The organism is Clostridium senegalense JC122 (genome assembly GCF_000285575.1).
GTDB lineage: Bacteria > Bacillota > Clostridia > Clostridiales > Clostridiaceae > Clostridium_J > Clostridium_J senegalense.
The window spans coordinates 1,578,644-1,601,344 of sequence record NZ_HE611050.1 but is presented as its reverse complement, the minus strand read 5'-3'; the positions used below and the strand labels follow the sequence as shown (position 1 = coordinate 1,601,344).

21 protein-coding genes and 1 pseudogene are annotated in these 22,701 nt (G+C 26.6%); 12 read left to right on the top strand and 10 right to left on the bottom strand.

From position 1 onward, the window contains the following. Positions 1-438: 438 nt before the first annotated feature. The 7 genes from arcC (at position 439) to CSGHG_RS07995 (ending at position 5,634) form a co-directional block, all read left to right on the top strand. On the top strand, positions 439-1,386 hold the full coding sequence (gene arcC / locus CSGHG_RS08025; protein ID WP_010293965.1) for a carbamate kinase: 948 nt from the start codon (positions 439-441) through the stop codon (positions 1,384-1,386). Positions 1,387-1,399: 13 nt separating this feature from the next. Next, positions 1,400-2,605: an arginine deiminase gene (gene arcA, locus CSGHG_RS08020; protein ID WP_010293964.1), complete on the top strand. Its 1,206-nt coding sequence runs from the start codon at positions 1,400-1,402 to the stop codon at positions 2,603-2,605. Between the two features lie 53 nt (positions 2,606-2,658). Beyond that, positions 2,659-3,657 (top strand): ornithine carbamoyltransferase, encoded by a 999-nt coding sequence (argF, locus tag CSGHG_RS08015; RefSeq protein WP_010293963.1) that lies wholly within the window; start codon positions 2,659-2,661, stop codon positions 3,655-3,657. Between the two features lie 238 nt (positions 3,658-3,895). Continuing rightward, positions 3,896-4,030, top strand: a complete 135-nt coding sequence (locus CSGHG_RS24625) for a hypothetical protein (protein ID WP_268869848.1) — start codon at positions 3,896-3,898, stop codon at positions 4,028-4,030. 173 nt (positions 4,031-4,203) lie between these two features. After that, positions 4,204-4,704 (top strand): YhcN/YlaJ family sporulation lipoprotein, encoded by a 501-nt coding sequence (locus tag CSGHG_RS08005; protein ID WP_010293961.1) that lies wholly within the window; start codon positions 4,204-4,206, stop codon positions 4,702-4,704. A 139-nt stretch (positions 4,705-4,843) separates the two neighbouring features. Next, entirely contained in the window at positions 4,844-5,032 is a 189-nt protein-coding gene (locus CSGHG_RS08000) for a ferredoxin (RefSeq protein WP_010293959.1), read from the top strand. A gap of 200 nt (positions 5,033-5,232) precedes the next feature. After that, positions 5,233-5,634, top strand: a complete 402-nt coding sequence (locus CSGHG_RS07995; protein ID WP_010293956.1) for a hypothetical protein — start codon at positions 5,233-5,235, stop codon at positions 5,632-5,634. A 70-nt stretch (positions 5,635-5,704) separates the two neighbouring features. Here the strand turns inward: CSGHG_RS07995 and ispF are convergent, their stop codons facing one another. Then, complete coding sequence (gene ispF, locus CSGHG_RS07990) at positions 5,705-6,175, bottom strand: 2-C-methyl-D-erythritol 2,4-cyclodiphosphate synthase (protein ID WP_010293955.1); 471 nt, start codon at positions 6,173-6,175, stop codon at positions 5,705-5,707. 286 nt (positions 6,176-6,461) lie between these two features. Further along, positions 6,462-6,647: a hypothetical protein gene (locus CSGHG_RS07985; RefSeq protein WP_010293953.1), complete on the bottom strand. Its 186-nt coding sequence runs from the start codon at positions 6,645-6,647 to the stop codon at positions 6,462-6,464. A gap of 543 nt (positions 6,648-7,190) precedes the next feature. Here CSGHG_RS07985 and CSGHG_RS07980 point away from each other — a divergent pair. Next, positions 7,191-7,796: an LptM family lipoprotein gene (locus CSGHG_RS07980; RefSeq protein WP_010293951.1), complete on the top strand. Its 606-nt coding sequence runs from the start codon at positions 7,191-7,193 to the stop codon at positions 7,794-7,796. A 116-nt stretch (positions 7,797-7,912) separates the two neighbouring features. Here the strand turns inward: CSGHG_RS07980 and rluF are convergent, their stop codons facing one another. Further along, on the bottom strand, positions 7,913-8,656 hold the full coding sequence (gene rluF, locus CSGHG_RS07975) for a 23S rRNA pseudouridine(2604) synthase RluF (protein ID WP_010293950.1): 744 nt from the start codon (positions 8,654-8,656) through the stop codon (positions 7,913-7,915). A gap of 318 nt (positions 8,657-8,974) precedes the next feature. Between rluF and CSGHG_RS21830 the strand changes: the two genes are divergently transcribed. Next, positions 8,975-10,153 (top strand): N-acetylglucosaminidase, encoded by a 1,179-nt coding sequence (locus CSGHG_RS21830; RefSeq protein WP_010293949.1) that lies wholly within the window; start codon positions 8,975-8,977, stop codon positions 10,151-10,153. Between the two features lie 43 nt (positions 10,154-10,196). Here CSGHG_RS21830 and CSGHG_RS07965 read toward each other — a convergent pair whose 3' ends face one another. After that, the gene (locus tag CSGHG_RS07965; protein ID WP_010293948.1) at positions 10,197-10,769 is read right to left on the bottom strand and encodes an anti-sigma factor domain-containing protein; all 573 of its coding nucleotides are present in this window, start codon (positions 10,767-10,769) and stop codon (positions 10,197-10,199) included. A gap of 144 nt (positions 10,770-10,913) precedes the next feature. Here CSGHG_RS07965 and CSGHG_RS07960 point away from each other — a divergent pair, with 144 nt between their 5' ends. After that, the gene (locus tag CSGHG_RS07960; RefSeq protein ID WP_010293947.1) at positions 10,914-12,473 is read left to right on the top strand and encodes a threonine/serine exporter family protein; all 1,560 of its coding nucleotides are present in this window, start codon (positions 10,914-10,916) and stop codon (positions 12,471-12,473) included. A 41-nt stretch (positions 12,474-12,514) separates the two neighbouring features. Here CSGHG_RS07960 and cls read toward each other — a convergent pair whose 3' ends face one another. Beyond that, entirely contained in the window at positions 12,515-13,972 is a 1,458-nt protein-coding gene (cls, locus tag CSGHG_RS07955; protein WP_010293946.1) for a cardiolipin synthase, read from the bottom strand. A 476-nt stretch (positions 13,973-14,448) separates the two neighbouring features. Here cls and CSGHG_RS07950 point away from each other — a divergent pair, with 476 nt between their 5' ends. Next, positions 14,449-15,318 carry a YitT family protein gene (locus CSGHG_RS07950; RefSeq protein ID WP_010293945.1) on the top strand — a complete coding sequence of 290 codons (870 nt, stop codon included), beginning with the start codon at positions 14,449-14,451 and terminating at the stop codon, positions 15,316-15,318. A 140-nt stretch (positions 15,319-15,458) separates the two neighbouring features. Here CSGHG_RS07950 and CSGHG_RS07945 read toward each other — a convergent pair whose 3' ends face one another. From CSGHG_RS07945 to CSGHG_RS07930, 3 genes are all read right to left on the bottom strand, one after another. Further along, positions 15,459-16,889, bottom strand: coding sequence for a YfcC family protein (locus CSGHG_RS07945; protein WP_010293944.1), 1,431 nt, complete (start codon positions 16,887-16,889; stop codon positions 15,459-15,461). A gap of 417 nt (positions 16,890-17,306) precedes the next feature. After that, complete coding sequence (locus tag CSGHG_RS07940; RefSeq protein WP_010293943.1) at positions 17,307-18,368, bottom strand: M20 family metallopeptidase; 1,062 nt, start codon at positions 18,366-18,368, stop codon at positions 17,307-17,309. A 132-nt stretch (positions 18,369-18,500) separates the two neighbouring features. After that, a complete protein-coding gene (locus tag CSGHG_RS07930; RefSeq protein WP_010293941.1) occupies positions 18,501-20,300 on the bottom strand; it encodes a sigma-54 interaction domain-containing protein in 1,800 nt (599 codons plus the stop codon). 303 nt (positions 20,301-20,603) lie between these two features. On the opposite strand from CSGHG_RS07930, the pseudogene CSGHG_RS20205 reads away from it, so the two are divergent. After that, positions 20,604-21,457 (top strand): annotated as a pseudogene (locus CSGHG_RS20205) (AraC family transcriptional regulator). An 88-nt stretch (positions 21,458-21,545) separates the two neighbouring features. On the opposite strand, the gene CSGHG_RS07920 reads toward CSGHG_RS20205, so the two are convergent. Both CSGHG_RS07920 and CSGHG_RS07915 read right to left on the bottom strand, forming a co-directional pair. Next, positions 21,546-22,208, bottom strand: coding sequence for a hypothetical protein (locus tag CSGHG_RS07920; protein ID WP_010293931.1), 663 nt, complete (start codon positions 22,206-22,208; stop codon positions 21,546-21,548). Continuing rightward, positions 22,198-22,539, bottom strand: a complete 342-nt coding sequence (locus CSGHG_RS07915) for a PadR family transcriptional regulator (protein ID WP_010293930.1) — start codon at positions 22,537-22,539, stop codon at positions 22,198-22,200. Before CSGHG_RS07915 ends, CSGHG_RS07920 begins: the two co-directional genes overlap by 11 nt. Between the last annotated feature and the right edge of the window lie 162 nt (positions 22,540-22,701).

Here is a 22,701-nt window from a genome sequence, read left to right as displayed (position 1 = left end):
ATATTATTAATTTAAGATAAAAACAATATTTTCACAAAAAAATAAGAAAAAAGTAATAAATAATATTTAATTTTATAAAAATAAATTAATATAAATATAATTAATCGTTAATAAGTTATAAATTTATATTTATTAAAAAAATGTATAGCAAATGAATATACTTTATCATAGTAAATTTGACATAAAATAGAAAATTATTTACTATGATAGTACTTTATATTAAAAACATCTTATGAAATTACTGCATAAAACATCATGTTAAACATAATTTTAATACTAATGAAACAAGTCTATTAGATATAGAGCACATGACAATTAAAAATTCAACAAAATTAATTGATATTGATATTATAAATAATTATTTTAAATAAAAAGGGTGCTGGGGAAAGAATTAAAAAATATTATAAAAATAAATATGTTTTTAAATGGGGGGATATTGTGAAAATAGTATTAGCTTTAGGGGGTAATGCACTACAATCAAATCCAAAGGATAAAAGTGCAGAATCACAATTAAAAACATGTAAAGAGACAGCTAAATCTATTGTTGATTTAATAGAAGATGGACATTCAATTTCTATAGTACATGGGAATGGGCCACAAGTAGGCCAAATAGTAGCTACAATTGAAGATGCTATAAAATATAATAATAAAAATATTTTATTTCCATTTGATGTGTGCGGAGCATTTACACAAGGATATATAGGTTATCATCTTCAAAATGCAATAAGTGAAGAATTAAAATATAGGGAAATTAATAAGTCGGTAGCTACAGTAGTAACTCAGGTTTTAGTAGATGAAAATGATAGTGGCTTTAAAAATCCTACAAAACCTATAGGTTCATTTTATTCTAAAGAAGAGTCAGAAAATTTAGAAAAAAATCAAGGATATATTATGCGAGAAGATGCTGGAAGAGGATATAGAAGAGTTGTAGCTTCACCAAGGCCTGTAGATATAATTGAAAAAGAAACTATAAAGGATTTAGTTAGAAATGAAAAAGTAGTTATTTCTTGTGGTGGTGGTGGAATACCAGTAATAAAAAAAGGCAATACAATAAAAGGTGTTGCAGCAGTTATTGATAAGGATTTTGCAGCAGAAAAATTAGCAGAGATATTAGATGCAGATTGTTTGTTAATATTAACAGCTGTAGAAAGTGTATGTATAGATTATAACAAAGCAACAGAGAAAAAATTGAAGTCTGTTACTATAAAAGAAATTGACAAATATATAGAAGAGGGACAATTTGCTCCGGGAAGTATGCTTCCGAAAATAGAAGCATGCAAAAAATTTGTTCAATTTGGTGATAATAAAATGGCAATAATATCATCATTATCTAAAGCAAAGGAAGCGTTAAAAGGGGAATGTGGAACTAAAATAATTAAAAAGTAGGGGGCGATACTGGATGGAACAAAGAGGGGTGAAAGTTTATTCTGAAATAGGTAAATTAAAGACCGTTCTTTTGCATAAACCAGGTAGAGAAATAGAAAACTTAACACCAAGATATTTAGAAAAGTTATTATTTGATGATATACCATACTTAAAAATTGCACGTGAAGAACATGATAAATTTGCAGAAGTGTTTAAAATGAATGGTATAGAAGTTTTATATTTAGAAAACTTAGTAACAGATTCAATAAAAGATTCAAATATAAAGGAGCAGTTTGTAGAAGATATATTATTAAAAAGTAATTTAATTGATAATAAAATAAAGGGAGAACTAAAAAAATATCTTTTAAATATGTTACCTAAAGAAATGATTGATGTTATTATGGCTGGAGTTAGAAAAGAAGATATACTTTTAAAAGAAAGTAAAAGTGAATATCCTTTTTTATTGGAACCAATGCCTAATTTATATTTTACGAGAGATCCATTTGCGTGTATAGGAAGTGGAATATCTTTAAACTCTATGAGAAAAGTTGCAAGAAAAAGAGAAACTCTTTTTGGAAAATATATATTTAAGTATCATCCATGGTTTAAAGATACAAATGTGAATATATATTATGATATGGACAACCCTTCATGTATAGAAGGCGGAGATCAGCTAGTATTATCAAAGGAAGTATTAGCTATTGGATGTAGTGAAAGAACAGATAAAGAAGCTATATTAAAGCTTGCAAGCAATATTTTTAAATCAGGAGAAAGCTTTAAAAAAATATTATTATTTAATATACCAAAAATAAGAGCATTTATGCATCTGGACACAGTATTTACTATGGTGGATTATGATAAATTCACAATACATCCAGAAATAGAAGATACATTAAGAGTAATAGAAATAAGTTATGATAAAACAAACCAAAATGTGCTTGCAAAAGAGTGTGAAGAAAGTCTTGAAAGTATATTAAGTAGAGCTTTAAAAACGGAAGTTACGCTTATAAGATGTGGTGGTGGAGATAAAATAGCAGCGGGAAGAGAACAATGGAATGATGGTTCTAATACCTTAGCTATATCACCAGGAAAAGTAATAACTTATGATAGAAATTATGTTACAAATGAACTTTTAGACAAACATAATATTGAAGTATATGCTATTAAATCTAGTGAACTTTCAAGAGGGCGTGGTGGTCCAAGATGTATGTCTATGCCATTTGTAAGAGAAGATATTTAGCTTAAATTGAAAATTATTATAATATATTTTAAATAGTTTTGGGGGTATTAAAAATGTATAATTTAAGAAACAGAAACTTTTTAACACTAATGGATTTTTCACCAAAAGAAATAAACTTTTTTTTAGACTTAGCACAAGAATTAAAAAGAGCAAAATATGCAGGGGTAGAACAACCAACTTTAAAGGGAAAAAATATAGTATTATTATTTGAAAAAGATTCAACTAGAACAAGATGTGCTTTTGAAGTAGCGGCTCATGATCAAGGGGCACATGTAACTTATTTAGGACCTACAGGAAGTCAAATGGGAAAAAAAGAGTCTATTGCAGACACTGCTAGAGTTTTAGGCAGAATGTTTGATGGAATTGAGTACAGAGGATTTGGACAAGAAGTAGTAAATGATTTAGCTAAGTATTCAGGGGTGCCTGTATGGAATGGTCTTACTAATGAAGATCACCCAACACAAGTATTAGCAGATTTTTTAACTATAAGAGAACATTTTACAAAACCACTTAATGAAATAAAATTTGTTTATGCTGGAGATGGAAGAAATAATATGGCAAATGCTCTTATGATTGGAGCAGCTAAAATGGGAATGGATTTTAGAATAGTTGCACCAAAATCATTATTTCCAGAGGAAGAGCTGGTAAAAAAATGTTTAGAAATTTCAAAATGTACTGGTGGAAAAATAACAATAACAGATAGTGTAGGAGAGGGCGTTAATGGCGCAGATGTAATTTACACAGATGTATGGGTTTCTATGGGTGAAGCAGATGAAGTTTGGGCGGAAAGAATAAAACTTCTTCTACCATATCAAGTTAATTCAAAAATGATGGAGTTAACTAATAATAAAGATGTTAAATTTATGCATTGCCTTCCAGCATTTCATGATTTAAAAACGAAAGTAGGAAAAGATGTTTTTGATAAATTTGGTATAGATGCAATGGAAGTGAGTGATGAAGTTTTTGAAAGTGAAGCATCAATAGTATTTGATGAAGCTGAAAATAGAATGCATACCATAAAAGCTGTTATGGTAGCTACTTTAGGAAAATAATTTTTAATTTTAAAGGTATCTTAAAAATAGTTTTAAGATACCTTATTATTTTTTATGTAAAAATAATAATTTAATAAATTAGGTTAAAAAGTAAAATTTGATTTAAAAGTTTAAGAATGTAGATTATTCATAAAATATTAATCATAAATATAAGGGTTTCTTAATATTATATATCATTGACACAGGGAATTAAGACAATAAGGACAACAATAAAGTTTACTAAAGGGAGAGAGATGCTATGATTAATGAGATTCCAACAATGATATATGATAACTTAGGAAATCAATTAAAAGTTGTTAGAAATAATAAAATTTTTTTAAAAATAAAAATAAATATGGATATGTATTTCATGTTGAAAAAGCTGAGAAAGTAAGCACTGTAAGTGAATTTGAGCTAGAATTTAAAGATGGAAAATATATATTAAAAAGAGATATTTTTTTAGAAGTAATATCAGTATAAAATTAATTTCCTAAAATTATAATAAAAACTATTGAAGTTGAGCACAATAGTATAGAGAAATAGATAATAATTTTAGGAGGTATTTAAATGAATAAAAATTCTAAAAGACTTATGGCATTAGTTCTTTCAGCATCACTTCTTGCAATGCCATTAGTTGGATGTACTAAAAACACAACTGACAATACAACAAATAAAAATGGTATGACAAACAATAATGGTATGACAAACAATAAAGGAAATGCAAACAATGCTACAGGTAATGAAAAATCAGCTGAGCTTGAAAGATCTAAAGTTATAAGAGAAAAAATAGCAACAATAGCTGGTGTAAAAGAAGCCAGTGCTGTTGTTCATGACAATACAGCTGTAGTAGGTGTAGCATATAATGATGACATAACTTCTAAAACAGAAGTTAATAAAGCAATAGAAGATGCTATAAAACAAACAGATAATAAAGTAACTACAGTTAAAATTAGTGATGATACTGCAATGACTGTAAAAATTAAAAAAATGTATGAAGACTTAGGTAGTGGAAAAACATGGGAAGATGTAAAAGGTGACTTTGAAGGATTTAAAAAAGACATAATGTAATTATAAGATAAAAAACTCTACTAAAATATGTAGAGTTTTTCTTTTTAAAAAGAAATAATTTTAAAAATTAAGCAAGAATAAAAACATATATTGTTGGGAATTTTATAATTAAACTATAAATAAAAAGTGAGGTAATTATATGATAGCAAAAGTTGATAAAGCAACATGTATCAGTTGTGGTAGTTGTGCAAAACTATGCCCAGAAGTTTTTGAAATAGGTGTTGGTGATAAGGCTTATGTTAAAGTAGAAAAAGTTCCAGTTATAAATGAATTCGATGCAAAAAAAGCAGAAAAAAACTGTCCTGTTGAAGCAATAAAAACATGTTAGTTTATTTTAGATAATATAGGGGGATAATTTAAATTGCAAAATGTTTTATATAAGCTAGTTTTTATTTGAAATACCAAAATAATAGTTAAAATTATTTTGATGTTTTTTTATGATTAAATATAAATTTGGGTAGATTTGTAGCAATATAAAGGTCTCTAGAATATATATATAATAATAAAATATAATTTGGAGGGGAATTTATGGAGGCTTTTATGCAAAATGGTCTAGTTCAAGCATTGCTTATAATTTTAGTTGTGTTGGCAATTGGAATACTTGTAGGACTGTTGAAGAAGAAAAATATAATACCAGATGATAAATTCCTAAATTTCGGATATACAATTATTGATATGTTAGATGAATTAGGAGTAGCAGATGAAAATACGAAAAAGATATTGAGAATAATAATGGATGGAGTTAGATATGTTGAAGAAAACTTTAATAACATGTCTAATCCAGTAAAAGAGGAAACTGCATTAAATGTGGTAAAAGAAAATCTTGAAAGTATTAATGGTATAGAAAAACTAACAGAAGAAGACATCAAGACACTCATAAGACTTTCTGCAATATTATTAGGTGAAAGTGAAAAGAAAACAGTTGAATAATTGATTCATAAAGAAAAGGATGCAAAAGCATCCTTTTAAACTTTAAATAAAAATTTTATTTACATAATAATTAATCTATAAGTAAACATATACTTTGAGAAGATATACCTTCTCCAGTTCCAGTAAATCCTAAACCTTCCTCAGTTGTAGCTTTCACATTAATTCTATTACAATCTATATTAAGTGAATCACTTATGTTAGATACCATTGTAGCGATATAAGGAGCCATTTTAGGTTTCTGGGCTATTATAGTGGCATCTATGTTACCTATAGTATAGTTATGTTTTTTTAATAAATCACCGACATGTTTTAAAAGTTCCATACTAGAAATTCCTTTGTATTTTTCATCTGTGTCAGGAAAGTGCTTACCTATATCTCCTAGAGCTGCAGCTCCTAAAAGACTATCCATAATGGCATGAATAAGTACGTCTGCATCAGAATGACCTAAAAGACCTTTCTCATAAGGAATAGTAACTCCACCTAATATAAGTTTTCTGTTATCTGTAAGTCTATGTACATCATAACCTAGTCCGATTCTCATAAAAAACCTCCAAACAAATATAGAATTATCTATAAATGAATAATTTAATATTTTTTAAAATATTAAATTATAATTATAAAATAGATTTATCCTTAATATTATTTATTATACGAAATATTAGGAGAAAGTAAAATAAGTATAAAATATTTATAAAAATAAACAGTCAGTATAATTATTAAATACAGGGTATAAAATAATCATACTAACTATTATTTGAAATTAAATAATATATAGAATTGTAAAATTATATATAAACTTATATTTTAAAAGTTTTGTATATCTATGTTTATAACTGATTTTTATAGTTATAAATTTTTAATCTCATATTGTAAGGTTTATTATTTTTATTTTCTTTAGGATTTTTATTGTTAAAAAAGATTTGATTTTTTTTATAGAAAAAAACTAGATAATTTACTATGATTTTTAATTTTTTTCTAGATTTAAAGTCTACATAAATAACGTTATTAGACATTTTATCAACCCCCAATGTGCTTGTGGTATGGGAAAGAAGTAAAAACATTTGATAAGAAAATTATACCATAAATTACAGAATATTTTAACAATTCAAATTTTAATTGTTTTTAAATAATATTAATTATCAGTTAAATTTTTGAAACAATAAATAATATAAAACTTATCCACAAATTATAAACAATCATGTTGATAATGTGCATAAAAAATAATTTAAAAATAAACAGTGTAAGTACATCTATATTATTTTAATTTTCATTAAAATTATTCTAGAAAAATTAAAGTATAAATAAGTATTAACAATAACTCAACAGATTATCAACAAGAAGTCTGTGGATAATGTTAATAACTTTTTCAAGAATATAAGAATATTTACAAATTTTTCATAAGAACTGCGATTTATGTGATAAAGTTGTTAATTGTTTATAAAAAAAATAATTAAAAATATTAAGATTATTTTAAATATTGAAAAACTTTTAAAAAATTGATATAATTGAAAAAGAGCCAATTGGAAAAAATAACTAATTAAATTGGGGGTTATGAAATGAAAAAGGTATTATCAATTGTGTTAGCAGCAGTTTTAACATTTTCATTAACAGCATGTGGAGCTAATACAACTAATAAAAATGATACAAAAGAAAATACAACAAACACAGAAACTACTAATAAAAAAGATGAAAATAAAAAGGATGAAGAAAAAACTGAAGAAAAAGCTGAAGAAGTTAAATATGAAGAATTTGGACAATTATTAAATGCTGTATCTGAAAAAGATTATTACTATGATGATATAGGTACTATTAAGATATTAAATGATGTAAAAAAAGAAGTAAATGCTGCAAAGAAAGAAGAGTATATTAAAAAGACAAAAGAAATTATAGATAAAGAGATGACAGATAAAAAAGTAGATTTAAGTAAAATTAAAGTTTATGATTACTATAAAAACGCCAATGGAGAAAAATCACAAAAATCTTATGTGGTAGTTTATGGTGATGATAAAGTACCAACTACTGTTTATGAAGTTATGTTTGATATTTCAGAAACTGATGAACCAAGCTTAAAAGAGACAAAGGAAAATAAAGAATTAATTAATGATGATTTTAAAACATTATTTAAAGCTGACCTTGAAAAGCCAGCAGAAAAAGAAGAATAGATTTTTTATAATAATAAAAAATTCATAAATTAAAGGTGATTTTAAAACTTAAAAATCACCTTTAATTTTTTTATATATAAGTAGAATTTTCAAAGTACGTTCCCATAACAAGTTAATTATAAAGAAGCATCTTCTGTTTTTACAGAATCTTTTACAAGAGAGTTTATAACACCCATTTCCTTTTCCGTTAAGTATCTCCATTTACCTACAGGAATATCTTTTAGTGTAACATTCATAATACGAATTCTTTCAAGCTTTACTACGTCATATCCTAAATAATCACACATTCTTCTTATCTGTCTATTTAGACCTTGAGTTAATATAATTCTGAAAACAGAAGTACTTTCTTTTTTTACAAAGCATTTTTTTGTAATTGTATCTAATATAGGTACGCCATTAGACATAGATTTAATAAAATTATCAGTAATTGGCTTATTAACAGTAACTAAATACTCTTTTTCATGATTATTTCCTGAACGTAAAATTTTATTTACAATATCTCCATCGTTTGTTAGAAAAATTAATCCTTGAGAAGGTTTATCTAATCGTCCTATATGAAATATTCTTTCAGGATAATTTATAAAGTCAACTATATTTCCTTTTATAGATGTGTCTGTAGTACAAGTAATTCCTACAGGTTTATTTAGTGCTATATAAACCTTTTTACTTTTAGGTTTTACAGTTACTCCATTTACAGTGACAATGTCATTAGGTAGGACTTTAGTACCGATATCAGCTTTTTGTTTATTTATAAAAACTATACCTTTTTCAATTAATCTATCTGCTTCTCTTCTAGAACAGAATCCACTTTCACTTATGTATTTATTTAATCTGATGCCTAAAGCGATTTTTTTATCCATATACATCGTTCCTTTTCTAAAAATATTATAAGTATATATTAATATTATATACTTAAAAACTAAGTATAAAAATTAAATATAATATTTTTATATAAATTACTGTATCTTCTTTCACTATATAACTATACAATATAATTTAAATTTACAAAAATATAAATAAATATACAAATTAAAGGAATCATCATGTATAATTTAAGTATGCTTTATAAGCTATTGTCTAATGATTAGTGAAATTGTTTTTAAAAGAAAATAATATTTAAATTTATAACAATACTTCATTAAAATTGGACAAGCAATATTAAGAAAAGAGGGGGAAAAATGAAGAGAAAAAAGAGGTTTTCTATTATAAGCGTATTTTTATTAATAATGGCTACTATGATTATTACAACATCAAGGGTACATGCAGCAGTAGAGCCTAAAGTTTTTGACCATAAATTAAGTGTTTCAACTAATAAAGTTTGGAGTATATGCCTTAATGATACACTAAATGATAGTGCTATTAATTCACTAGAAAGTTCTATTAAAGTTACAACAGTAAATGGTGGCGTAAGCCAACCTATATCTATTAGCTATGATGCTAACAATAAGGTTATAAATGTAAACCCTCCAGAAGGTGGATATGACCCTAATACTATTTATAGTTTATTAGTAAGTAGTTCAATTACAAATTCAATTGGAAGCGGACTTGAAAATAATTATGTTATAGATTTTACTACTGAAAGAAACACAGATACTATTAGTGTTCCAGCGGGAAGCACAGTTGAATATATAGATTATCCATTCACATTAGATGATTTTGTACAAAGTCAATCAGGAAAATTAATTAAATTTTTAAGAAACTCACCGTTTACATCTGATGGAAGTTTATTAAATGTTAAGGCTTTTGCTGATTCAGAGAATTTATCTTTAAATAGTACTCAAGTTTATCAATTTTTAAGTTTAAAATATATAGATGGTATATCACCAGAAGTTTTAAATAGGGAGATAAATACAAAAGGTATTATAAAAGATAAAGGTTCAGTGTTTATAGAAGCGGGAAAAACATATGATATAAATCCTGTATATTTAAATTTACATTGTGCATTAGAAACAGGGGTTGGAACATCTCAGTTAGCTAATGGAGTAGATTATAAAACTCCAGATGGAAAGACTGTTAAAGTATACAATATGTACGGTATAGGAGCAGTAGATAGCGATCCTATAAATGGAGGAGCAAAAACTGCATACGAGCAAGGGTGGACAACTCCAGAAAAATCTATAATCGGTGGTGCTAAATGGATTGGAGAAAGATATATACACTGTTCACAAGTGACTGATATGGATGATAAAGATACATTATATGAAATGAGATGGGCTATAGGAGAATATCCAAGTGGATGGAAACAATATGCTACAGATGTATCATGGGCATATAAACAGGCCGCTAGATATGAACGAATTTTAAGTCAGTGTACAAGCGCTAAGTTAAAGTTTCAAATTCCTAGATTCGTTAAATAATAGATGAAAATAAGAAGCAACTTAATAAATATTAAGCTGCTTTTTATTGATCAAAATCACCGGTATTATTATTTACAGTTACTACAAAATTATTTTTTTCCGCATGACTTACAAATGTATTAAGGTCTAATGGTAATTCTGTCTTATTATTTGATACAAATACTAAGACTTTTCCAATGTAATACCCATTAGGGATTGAAATCTTTTTTTCTTTTAAAGCTTCATCAAATAGTATAATAAGGCCATCATTTAATGTATTTCCAAGCACGTTGGTATTGTTAATTAGTTCTATTCCTTCAGCATCTTTAGAAGATACATTAGATATTTTACCAGAGGATGTAACTTCAAATCTCACATTAGAATTAAAATCAGCAATTACAACATATTTAGTAGCAAATTGAGTATAAGTTAAAATACTAGCTGAAATTATACCTATTAAAAGAAAAGATATAAGAAGTTTTTGAACTAAAGTTTTCTTTTGAATTACAGTTCCTGTATATATATTCCCCATTTTAGGATTTATGTTATTTTTTTTTACAGTTATAAATTCTTTATCTTTAGTAAGAAGATATACTTTATTTTTTTCAATATTAATTATTTTACCTGTTCTTTTCATAGATAAATCCTTTCAAATTTATAAATTAGAATGTTAATTTTGAATTAACTAATTATAATAATATCATATAATTGAACATATATAAAACAGAGAGTATAATAAAAGTTAGAAAATACAGAATTTTGAAAATTTGGAGGCGGGGAGATGAAAAAAAGGAGAATATATATAGGAGGGTTAGTATTATTAACGGGGATAATTTTGATTCTAAATTATATAACAAGTTTAGGATATTATAAGAGTCCTCCATCTAAAATTTGGAGTAAAGAAGTAATTGTGGGCGAGGGAGTGATAAAAAATCCAGCTCCAATTCTAAAAGATGAAGAGAAAGTAATAGTTGGATATGACGACAAGGATAAGTTGAAGATTAGCATTACAGATAGTGTAGGAAAAATTATTGATGAAAAAGCTTATGATATAGATGAAGATTTTATAATGGGCACATCACTTTGTAAATCTAAAGATGGTTATTGGTTTAGTTTTACATCAACTAAAAATTCTGTAGGATATATGGAAACTTTAATTTTAGATGAAAACTTTAATAAAAAAGATAGTAAAAAAATTGAAGATATAATAGAAATGAAACAACTGGATGATAATTTAATTTTAATTTGTACAAGTGATAAAATAGAAGTTATAAATACAAAGACAGAAGAAATAAAAGAGTTAGATGAAAAAGGCGTATCTATGATATCTTCTGTAAAGTTAAAGGATAAATATCTTATAACTTTTTTAGAAAAACAAACTAATTTAAAAGCGGTTATATTTGAAAATAACCAGTTCAATATAGTAAAAGATATAAAAGAACTTCCTAAAATGCAAAATGTAGTTTATTCTAACATGGCATGTTCTGCAGATGATAAATATGGATATATACTACTAGAAGAGGAAACTAAAGGTGTTTTTTCAGGTTCAAAACTTATAAAGTATGGATTAAATAATAATGAAGTTGATATATCTAAATTAAGGGTAAATAACAGTGAAGAAGTATATTATAACAAAGGTTTCTATTCAGAAAAAGGTGCAAGATTTTTAGCTACTACTCCTAGATTATTTGGTAAAAAAGATTATCAAGAAAATATAATAGATTATATTATAAATGATGGAAAAGTAAAAGAATTTTCTTACGTAACTAGACTTAGAGAACTTTGTATTTATCCATATATAAATGGTGATATTGCGTCATTTGTAAGTTTTAAAAATGATAAAAAATTTAATATAAATATAGCATCTACTAATGAAGATTTCAAAAAAATTAATAATGAGTCAAGAAAAGAGGAATATTCTCAGGCGTTAATAGCAACAGTTCAAGGAATAGCTTATTCATTTTCATATTTATTTGTATTAGCAATAAAATGGTTGATACCGGTTTTTGTAATTGGTGGTATAGTTAGCTTTTTTGATTATAGCTTTACAAAAGAAAAGAGAGCTAAGAGTTTTATTGTTTTAGCATGCTTTGCAATCATTGCTAAATGCTATGCAATAATAACAACAGTGTATGGATCCTATAAAATGTTACTTCCTCAATTTATATCTAATACTATAGTTGGAACTATAGTATGCTTAATTATAGGTGCTTTAAGTTATGGATTAGGTTATAACTTTTATAAAAAGGACACAGAAATACTTACTTTAATACCATTATCAATATCTTTAATTATTGATTCAATTATAACATTGCTAATATTTGTACCATATATGACATAAAATAAGAAAAGGTATAAGGCTTATAAAAACCTTATGCCTTTTTATAGCATAGGTGCTAATAGTCTAGAAATTGCTTCTTTAACTTTTATTATTAAAGGACGTTCAGCATAATGTTTATTGGTAAGGTACGTAGAACTTTCGATATCTTTTAAAAATATTTTTTCTAAGTCTTTAGTAGAATCCTCATCATAAATCATAGCATTTACTTCAAAGTTAAGTTTGAAACTACGCATATCTAAATTTGCAGTACCAACAGTACACAACTTGCTATCTATAGCTATAATTTTACTATGAATAAATCCATTATTATATGTGTAGCAATGCACACCTGCTTCCATGAGTTCCCATGCATAAGACTTAGTAGCCCAATAAACAAACATATGGTCTGGTTTACAAGGAATAATAATTTTAACATCAATTCCGGAAAGAGCAGCTAGTTTTAGAGCTGTAAGAATACTGTCATCAGGAATTAAATATGGAGTTTCTATATATATATTTTTTTCAGCTCTACTAATCATTTTTAAATATGAGTTTCTTATAGCTCCCCATTGAGAATCTGGTCCACTAGATATAATTTGAATGGGTTTATTACCTATATATTGGTTTTTAGGAAAATAATTTTTACTCATAGAAAAATCATCTTTGTTAGATGCAAATCTCCAATCAAGTAAGAATCTAGTTTCTAATGTAGCTACAGCATCACCTATTATATAAAGGTGAATATCACGCCAAAAACCTATATTTTCATCTTTTCCTAAATATTCATCACCAATATTTAATCCACCTATAAAACCTTCCACACCATCAATAATACATATTTTTCTATGGTTTCTGTAATTTAGTCTTAAATTTATATAAGGGATAAATGGTGGAAAAAAACAGACCACTTCTCCACCAGCTTCTATTATCGGGGTGAAAAATTTTTTAGGGAGCCATATACAACCCATTCCATCATAAAGCACTTTTACTTCTACACCGCGTTTAGCTTTTTCTGTTAAGATACTTACAATTTTATTTCCTATTTCATCATCACGAAAAATATAATATTGGATGTGAATAAAATTTTTAGCATTTTCTAAAGAAGTAATTAATTTGGGGAATTTTTCTTCACCGTTATTTAATATTTCAACATCATTATTATGTGTAAATATAGCATTGTCAGTAGTTAGATTTAATTGAATAAAATCTCTATACTCATTTAAAAAATGATTATTTTTTACTAAATAGTCATTTTTAAGTATGGTATGTTGAGCTTGAATTGTTGGTATTAAAGCTTCTTCTTCTTCTTTTTTATAGTGGAAAAACTTTTGTTTTCTTAAATCTTGACCTAAAAATAAATAAAGAATAAAACCTAAAATAGGTATAAAGAACATAATCATTATCCATGTCCATGTGCTATTCGGGTTTCTTTTTTCAAAAATTATAAGAAGTATTGCTAAAAAAATATTTATTATATATATGAATGTTATTATGTTTTTAAAAATAGCAACAAAGCTCATAAAAAACCTCCTTTAAATATTATTAATATAAAAGTAGAAAAGTAGTTATTCTATCTAAAAACAGTGACTATTTATTAATATATAGCGTTGAATTATGAAATTTAAATATATAAGAGGTATAAAACTTTTTAAATTATCTAGTAAATTAAAGATTACTTGATTATAAATCATACTATAATATAGTTTAACTCTATTATAGCTTGAATATAATTGAATTTGAACAAATTATAAATTATTTGATAAATGAATAACTTTAAAATTTAGATTAGAACTCTATAGTATATTCAAAAAAGTATATTTGTCTATTGACAAAGTAGTAAAAAAAGTGATAAAAATATGAAATGCACTAGAAATTTTAAGATTATTAAAAAAATAGTGACTTAAAAAAATAATTTAAATATTTAAAAATGATAATGTTTACATTGCTTAGCGAATATGTTATAACAGATGAGGGGTTTTAGATGGAGGGAAAACGTATGTTAAAATTTATTGAAAAACAAGACATTAAAGATTACTTAAAAATAATGATAGGAATTACATTAACAGCAATTGGAATCAATGTATTTTTCAAACCTAATCAATTAGTTATAGGTGGACTATCAGGACTAGGTATTGTCATAGAACATGTGGCGAATATTCCTATATCGGTAACTAATATTTTAGTTAATATACCTTTATTTATTTTGGCAATAAAGCTTAAGGGGAAAGCATTTGCAGGAAAATCAGTATTCGCAGCACTTTATTTATCTGTGGCACTTACATATACAAGCTATTTACCACCACAAGAAGGTTTAGATATGATGCTTGTAAGTATATTTGGATCTGTTTTACTAGGGTCTGGAATAGGAATTGTATTAAAAATACCAGCAAGTACAGGGGGATCAGATCTTACTGCAGTTATAATTAATCATTTCTTTAAAAGTATTCCAATAGCTAAAATTATGGCTTGTTGTGATACAATAATAATCATATGTGGTATTATGGTTTTTGGTATAGAAAAAGGATTGTATGCAATAATAGCAGTGTACATAATTTCTACGGTGGTAGATAGAATAGTAAGCGGTGGTAGCGCTTCAAAGACTGTTCATATAATTTCACAAAAGTCACAAGAAATTTCAATTGCATTAATGAAATCATTGAATAGGGGGGTTACGGGACTTCAAGGTACAGGTATGTATACTAACGAAGATAAAAAAATACTATTTGTAGTTTGTGATCAAAAGGAACTTGTAATTCTTCAGAATATTGTTAAAGAAATAGACGATAAAGCATTTTTAACAATTACAGATATAAAAGAGGTATATGGTAGAGGTTTTACTCAGCCTAAATTTGAAATTGAAAAATAAAGTTTAAAATAAAAAGCACAAATCTATCTTGAGATAAGTGCTTTTTTTATTTGATTAATCATCAGAATCAATATCTTTTTTGAGATTGATATAACAACAAAATTTACTAAAGAAATAAAAAAGTTAAAGACGTATTAATATTATTTATATACAAACATAGCTAATACTAAAAGTCCAAGAGTAATAATAAATGTTAGTGCTACAAGTTTCCATACAAATTTTAGCCATTTTTCATAGGGTACTTTGGCTATAGCTAATGCAGCCATAATAACTGGGCATGTTGGTGCAAATAAACTTAGTATTCCATTTGCAGATTGATAAGCAGTTATTACTATATGTCTTGCTACACCAGAAAAATCTGCTAAAGGTGCCATAATTGGCATAGTAACAGTTGCAAGACCAGAAGTTGATGGAATTAAAAATGACATTGGTAAATAAAATAAATAAGTGAATATAGTGAATCCTACAGAACCTTTTCCTTGAAGACAAACTTCACCTAAATGTAAAACTGTATCAGAAATATGTCCTGCATTCATTACAACAGTAATACCTCTTGCTAAGCCTATTATCAAAGCAACCCCTAATAAATCACGTGCACCGTCTATAAAGATATGTACAAATTTTGACTCTCCGTTTTTGGCTATTACAGAAATAAGTATACTAGACACAAGGAATAGTCCTGAAAGCTCACCAAACCACCAGCCTAATGTTGGAATCAATGTAATACCTAAATCGCTAAATGGAATAATTCCAATTACCATTATTAAAAATGTTAATCCGAATATAGCAAGTATAAGTTTTCTTGTACCTGTTAATTCAGGAATTTCTCTTTCTGTTTCATCACCAAGGAAATGTTCTTTATGCTCATCATATAAATGATAAATCAATGACTTAGTTGGATCTTTTTTTACCATTTCAGCATATTTCATAGTCCAAAACATACCTAATCCCACAAGGATAATAAGAAGAGCTATTCTAAGTCCAATTCCTTCTCCCATGGAAATACCAGCAAATTTGCAGGCAATACTAACAGCAAATGGATTAGTTAAAGATGCTATAGTTGCCATTCCTGAACCTAACTTTATAACGGCAACAGCTGTAATTGCATCATACCCGGCGGCGATAAATACTGGAATCAATATTGGAAAGAATGCCAGTGTTTCTTCATCCATACCAAAGGTTATTCCTCCAAGTGTAAAGAAGAACATTATTAGAGGTATAAGCCATTTTTCCTTTCCTTCTAGTTTCTTAACAAGCCTACCTATACCTGCATCTATTGCTCCAGTTTTCATAACTGTACCTAAAAAACCACCTATTACAATAACGAAAATTATAACATCTATTGCATCAGAAAATCCAGTTATAGGAGCTAAAATGATATCTTTAAAACCCTGCGGATTTGAAGTAACTGTATGATATGTACCTGGAATAGGTTGTAAACTTGTTTCTGTAGATCCTGTATAGTTATATTGTCCCGCCGGCACTACCCATGTAAGGAACGCTACTAATAAAATTATAAAAGCCAGAATAGTATAGGCCGTTGGCATTTTGAATTTCTTTTTCATATTCATATATTTATCCCCCTGTTTTTTAAAAATTATAAGTCCAATGTTTAATAATATTAAGGTATGGTTTGTATTGTAAATTTTACTGTGGCTTGTGTTTTTCACCTCCAATATGTAAAAATATAAAAATTGATTTGTTTTAAATTAAAATTGTAGTTAAGTTATAACAATTACTAATTTATTAAAGCAAAAATCATGCCAATATAACTTATAGCTATAAATTTATTAGTTGTAAGGGTAAGCTATATAAAAATATAGCTATAAATTTATAATTTCAAGGCAAGTATTGTAAGGTTTTACTTTAAATGAAATAAAAATATTAAATGTTTCTTTGAAAAGTATATTTAAAAATTCTTAATTTGAAATTATAATTTTTTTGGTTTGGTTTTATTGGTTTATATTGTACAGTTTAACCATTTAGATTTAACCAATATTTAATATAAAATCTTTAATGATATCTTTATATTTATAAACAGAATCTATAATCACATATTCATCATCACCATGCCAATTTGCACCTGAGGGACCAAACTCTACAGCAGGTATATTATATTTAGAATAATAAACTGTATCTGCAGAACCATGCTGTCCAAATATATTAACAGGGTTGTCAGTAACTTTTTCTATAGACTTACTAAGTGCTTTAACATACATATTATCTACTTTTGTAGTTACCGGTGGATTAATTTCATGAATATGAATTTCTGTTTCAACCACACTTTTGATTTGTTTTAATATTTCTTCTGCACTTTGTTCTGGTAAAAATCTTATATCAAGGTACATTTTGCAGTAATCAGGAACTTTGTTATATACATCTCCGCCAGATATTTTTGCTAAATTAATTGATGGAAAGTCATAAAGTTCTGATTTTTCTTTGCTAAATGGAAGGTCTAAAATCTTTTCAAAACTTTTATATGCTTTAATTATAGCGTTATCTCCTTGCCATGGTCTGCTACCATGAGCTGATTTGCCGAAAAAGTCTATATTTATTTCAAGTACACCCTTTGCTTGAACTCCAATTCCAATTTGAGTAGGTTCACCACAAATTACAAAATCTCCTCTAAACCCTTTTTCAGCTAAATATTTTGAGCACTTATCTCCGCCAGTTTCTTCATCAGTTACTAGATGAAGCTCTACTTTACAAGGTAAATTTTCATTTTTCAACTCTATAAATGCGCATATCATAGAGGCTAAGCCAGATTTCATATCTGCACTACCTCTGCCATAAAGCTTTCCATCTTTTTCATAAGGGGTTAACTGATTTTCTTTAAAAGGAACTATGTCTAAATGTCCATTTAATATTATTTTTTTCGCACCTTTTCCTATAGTGCAAACTAACATTTTTTGGCCTTCATTTTCAAGTATCTCTGGAATTAAATCATTTTCTAAAAGTAAGTTTTTACAAAAATCTATAGCGTTATTTGTACCTTCTAGGGTAGAACTATCGATTTTTATAAGTTCTTTTGTAAGTTCAATACAATTCATAATATAATCCTCCTTAAATTTACATAAAATATAACGTCTTTTATACAAGCAAAAATCATGCCAAATAAAAAACAGCTGTAAATTTAAAATTTACAGCTGTTTTGGTTGTTTTATTGGTTTGTATTGTATACATTAACCATTTTGTTTTAACCATTCAACACCTTTATTTGAAATTTTCGTACCACTTTTCCCTTTGCTTTTTGTTACGAGTTCTAAATTTTGTAGTTTATCTAATTTACCTCTAATAGATTGTTCACTAAAATTAAACCCTTTTCCCTTTAATAATTCTGATAAAAATCTTCTTCCTACTATTATGTTTTTATTTTGGTTATAATATATTTCCTTTAATATAATTTTTAAATCATCATCAAGTTCATTATTAGAGATTTTATTATTATAGTTATGATATTTAATAAAGTCTAAAGGTAAATGTTCTTCTTTTATGCAACAACCGTCACAAATTTCATAAGAGTATTCTAAGGTATTTATAAGTTCTCTAACATTCCCTTTCCAATCCCTATTATTTAAAATTTCTATAACATTACTTGAAACATCTAATTTACCGCCTTTGCGTATGAAAAACTCCTCTATAATTTCAGAGATATCTTCTTTTCTATCTTTTAAAGGTGGTAAAATTATGTACCCCATTTTTAATCTGTAATATAAATCCTCTCTGAACTTACCTTCATCAATAAGTTTAATAAGATTTTTATTAGTGGCTGCAATTACTCTTACATCAATAGGTATTATTCTATCGCCACCAACTTTCATTATTTCTTTTTCTTGAAGTACTCTTAATAATCGTGTTTGCACTTCTAAAGGGGCATCGCCTATTTCATCTAAAAATATAGTTCCACCTTTGGCCTGTTCAAATAAACCAATTTTTCCTTCTTTTTTAGCACCTGTAAAAGCACCAGGTTCATATCCAAATAGTTCACTTTCAATTAGATTTTTAGGTAATGCACTAAAATTTATTGCAATAAAGGGACCATCATTTTTAAAAGAATAGTTATGGATGGCTTGAGAAAATAGTTCTTTGCCAGTGCCACTTTCTCCTTCAATTAATATGGAAAGATTTGTTCTTGCAAGTTTTTTTGATATGTTTTTGACATTGGTTATTTTTTCACTAGTACCTATAATATGTTCAAATGTATACTTTGCATAGTATCTCTTTTTTATAAGGTCTTCTTTAATATCAGTTTCTACTGTATTTAATAAAGTAGAATTTTTTATTTTATAAGAAAACTTTTTTTGAGTTTCCACTTGAAAACTATTTAAATGTAATACTACTCTTTCCAAATCTCTATGTAAAGTTAGTACTTCATTGTTTCTTACTGCTAATTTTTTACCTATTTCTATTATTTTCCTAATATAACGAGAAGAAATATCTTTCACTTTTTCATCGTAATATCCAATTCCACGCATTATTTCAATAAGACTACTCATGTCAATAAGACTACACTTTAAATCTATTATAGTGCTAACTTCACTAGGAACTTTATCAACTTCACCAGGAGTTACAGCAACATTACAAGGTTCATATTTATCTATACCTGGATAGTAAGGTATAAATTGAATGTGATCTATTCCTAAATTTTTTAAATGATCTATTAAGTTATAACTTGAGTCTTTTGCATCGTTTACAATAAGTACTTTACTTTCTTTGTTTAAAAAAAGAAGCTTATCAATATTACAATAGTTTAAAGTTTTATTAGCTATAATCCATGGAATGTTATTTAAGTTTATATTTACAGCATCATATATAGGTTTGCTAGAAAAAACAATGAGATCTCCGTAAATAGGTTCATTAATAGCCTTTTCATATATAGCATAGCTTTTAATGGTGGCAAACTCACTAAAATACTCTTCTAATTGACTATGTAAAAACATTCTTGTACTTTCTGTACCAGTAATTAAAATTATATTTTTCAATACTCTCACCTCTAAATTGTTTGATAATATATAATATTATATTATCATGAAATTTTAAAAACATTTCTTTATTGAAAATATTATATATTGTTATAATTTTATGAATTAAATAAAGGATTGTATTTATTATAATGATAATTAAGAATCATTAAAGGAATTTAAAATATTTTTAGAGAAATATATGCTTAATATAATTATTTTACTTTGATTAAAATAGAAGTATATACCTCTCATATTTGTGCATCAAAAGAGAGGTTATAAAAATTATTAGTTACTATACTATTGTTATAGGGGGATGAGCTAATGGAATGGTTAGAAAAATTAAATGAGGCATTAAAATATATTGAAGCGAATTTAAATAAAGAAATTGAGTATGAAAAGGCAGCAAAAATTGCTTGTTGTACGGTATATCATTTTCAAAGAATGTTTTCATATATAGCTGGAGTGCCATTATCTGAATATATAAGAAACAGAAGACTTACAAAGGCCGCTTTTGATTTACAAAACGGTAATAAGGTAATTGATGTAGCATTACGTTATGGATATGAATCTCCAACTGCCTTTAATAGAGCTTTTCAAAAGGTGCATCATGTATCTCCTTCAGTTGCGCAAAAAGAGGGAACATTCCTAAAGGCATATCCACCTATTAGTTTTAGAATAACAATAAAAGGAGTAGAAGAGATGAAATATAGTATAGTAAAAAAGAAGAGATTAGAATAGTAGGGGTAAAAGCTTAATTTAAAAAAAATATGGAGTAAAATTTTAAAATTTTTACTATATTATGTAAAGAAATAGTTGAAAATGGAAAGCTTAGTGATATAGTAGCGCTTATGGGTTCAGATTGCAAAGGTGTATTAGGTGTTAATGTATGTATGGATAGTTTAGATAAATGGGAGTATTATATAGCCGTTGAAACAGATAAAAAGGTATCAAACGAAATGTATGAATATATAATACCAGCATATACTTGGGCAGTTTTTCCTGGAGAGGGTACTATGCCCACTGCAATTCAAGAAATTGAAAAAAGAATAATTACAGAATGGTTACCAACATCAGGTTATGAGTATGAAGATGGACCAGATATTGAAGTATATTTAAATGAAGACCCTGCTAACTCAAAGTTTGAAGTTTGGATACCAATTAGAAAAAACTCATAAAAGTTATTTGATAATAATTTATCATAATTTTATAAATTAGTTGTGTTAAATTAATAAGGCACAAACTTTGTGCCTTTATTTATCTATTTTATTCCATCCAATTTATTTTTAGTGATTGTTTGTGAAGTAAATTGTTGTATAAAAGTGAAGAAATAAACCATATTGTAACAGATAATAAATGCATTATATAATTTGGAATTACAAATAACACAACTCTATCAAAGAAAGTTAATATAAAAATCATCAATAAAGATATTACAATGAACAGTGAAATTTCAATTGTATACTGTTTGATTAAAGGATCAAATGAGAATTTAGGCAATATAAAGATATTATAAATAGTCATTAATACACTATAGCCTATAGATACTAGTAACCAAGTTGTATCAACAGGCACTTTTTCTGGTGTTATGTTGAAAAAAATGATTCCCCATATAATCCAACAGGGAGAAATCTGATTTATTATTGAAAGTATTAATTCTTTAAAAGAAACTTTTCCATAACTATCAAGGATAGAATCGCACCAGGATTTCTCATCATTACCAATTATATTGGATAAGGTTTCATTTCGATTTTCTGCTTCTATAGCCATTCCAATTAAATCTTTTCTAATAACTTCTCTGTCAAAAGCTCCAATTTTAAATGTTTTAAAGTAACATAAAATGTGAGTCAAGGTTTTTTGATTTATTTCATTTAAATTTTCGGTATTGATTTCATTTTGAAATTTTAATTTATTTAATTCATTTTTCATTAATTTGTCCTCCTATAGATAATATTGTGTTTACAGAATGAGAAATTTCATTCCAATTTTTAATAAAATAATTTAAAGTTAAATATCCTTCTTTAGTTAAAGAATAATATTTTCTAGAAGGCCCTAAAGGTGAAGGGCGAAACTCGGAAGTAATTAAATTCTTTTTTTCAAGCCTTAGAAGGAGAGGATAAATAGTTCCTTCTTTTATTTCTGTAAAACCATATTGTTCAAGTTGCTCTACAATTTCATAACCATAAGTTGTTTTTATATTAATTATTTTTAAAATACATCCTTCTATTGTTCCACGCATTAATTGAGATTTATCATTCAAAATGAAGCACCTTCTTTCCACTACCTTGTACTATAAAGTAGTTAGCTATATTGTATAGTAAGGTAGATTTAATGTCAATATATTATAGTAAAGTAAAAATATACTATTATAAATATGTGTTATTAAATAAGTTGCTAAAATGTAAATATAGAGTTAAATATA